The organism is Sphingobacterium phlebotomi, assembly GCF_008180195.1.
Taxonomy (GTDB): Bacteria; Bacteroidota; Bacteroidia; order Sphingobacteriales; family Sphingobacteriaceae; genus Sphingobacterium; species Sphingobacterium phlebotomi.
The window spans coordinates 1-1,233 of record NZ_VTAV01000043.1; the positions used below are offsets into that span (position 1 = coordinate 1).

The 1,233-nt window shown below is 43.1% G+C and carries 2 protein-coding genes; both read right to left on the reverse strand.

Annotation, left to right across the window (positions count from 1 at the left end; all coding sequences use genetic code 11):
* Window positions 1-781: DDE-type integrase/transposase/recombinase (locus FXV77_RS21865; RefSeq protein ID WP_148921372.1), on the reverse strand; the 781-nt coding region annotated here is incomplete at its 3' end.
* A gap of 20 nt (window positions 782-801) precedes the next feature.
* Complete coding sequence (locus FXV77_RS21870; RefSeq protein ID WP_148921373.1) at window positions 802-1,155, reverse strand: transposase; 354 nt, start codon at window positions 1,153-1,155, stop codon at window positions 802-804.
* Window positions 1,156-1,233 lie beyond the last annotated feature (78 nt).

The following is a 1,233-nucleotide window of genomic DNA, read 5'->3' on the forward strand; positions in this document are numbered from 1 at the left end:
GATGGTAAAAGTGGTTTAATTTCACTACGTTTTTCATCGTTCTGTGATACCGTTCAATTTTCCCCTGTGTCTGCGGATGCATCGGTCTGCCGTGAACCTGCTTCATCTTCATATCCTCTTTGAGATATGTTTTTAGCTCGTTTGAAACATAACAAGGGCCGTTATCTGACAGCAACTTTGGTTTGGCTTTCGATTTTAGTCTTGCTTTCTCAATGGCTGTATTTACCGTTCTTTTCACATCTTCTGCATTCATTGAATCGCACAGCTCCCAATGGATAATGTAGCGGCTGTAATCGTCCAGAACCGTGCTCAGATAGTACCATCCCCAACCGACAATCTTAAAATAGGTAAAGTCGGTCTGCCACATCTGGTGCACAAAGCTGGTTTTATCCTTGAACTCATTTGCTGCTGAGATAAGGATATGGTTCGGTGCGGGGATCAGATCCCGCTGTTTCAATATCCGATAGACACTGGATTCTGATATGAACACACCTTGTTCATCGGTGATTTTGTGGGCTAGTTCCCGGGAGGATAATTCCGTGTGATCCAAAGCAACTGCAACCACCAGATCTTTTTGTTCTTCCGGAATGCTGTTCCATTGTCTTCTAGATACTCGATGGCCTTGTTTCAGTCCGTCATAACCGTTCTGAAGATACTTCTGATACCATTTGTAGAATGTACTTCTATGGATGCCGAAGCTTTCCAGTGTCCGCTTCACACCGATGTCACTAGTGGTGGCGCTTTGTATGATCTCGTATTTTTCTGCCGCTGATAATCTCATATATTTTCGGTATTTATGGATTAATCCAGCATGTCCAAACTTTTTTTTACGATATCGTAACGCAGTACCAAGTCGGCTACCATCTCTTTCAAACGAGCATTCTCTTTCTTCAGTTCGGAGACCTCATCACTAGTTGCTTCTCTGGTCACATCCCCGTTCAGACGCTTCTTGCCAGCTTCCATAAACTCTTTGTTCCAGGCGTAGAACTGGGACTGGGCGATGCTGTGCTTTCTGCACAATTCTGCCACAGAGGTCTCGGCTCTAAGACCCTCCATAACGATCAAAATCTTCTGTTCGGCGGTAAAGATCCTGCGCGTATTCTTACGAATGTCTTTTACAAATGATTCCGTGCTCTTCTTCTTTGATGTTCCCATAATTAAATCTAACGTTTTTGATGAAAACACTCCTTAAGTTTTTAAAATATCGTGTCCACTTTTTGCTGACGATTTACA

Coding starts and splice junctions, on each gene's coding strand:
- FXV77_RS21870 (WP_148921373.1), bottom strand. CDS start 1,155: ATGGGAACATCAAAGAAGAAGAGCACGGAATCATTTGTAAAAGACATT.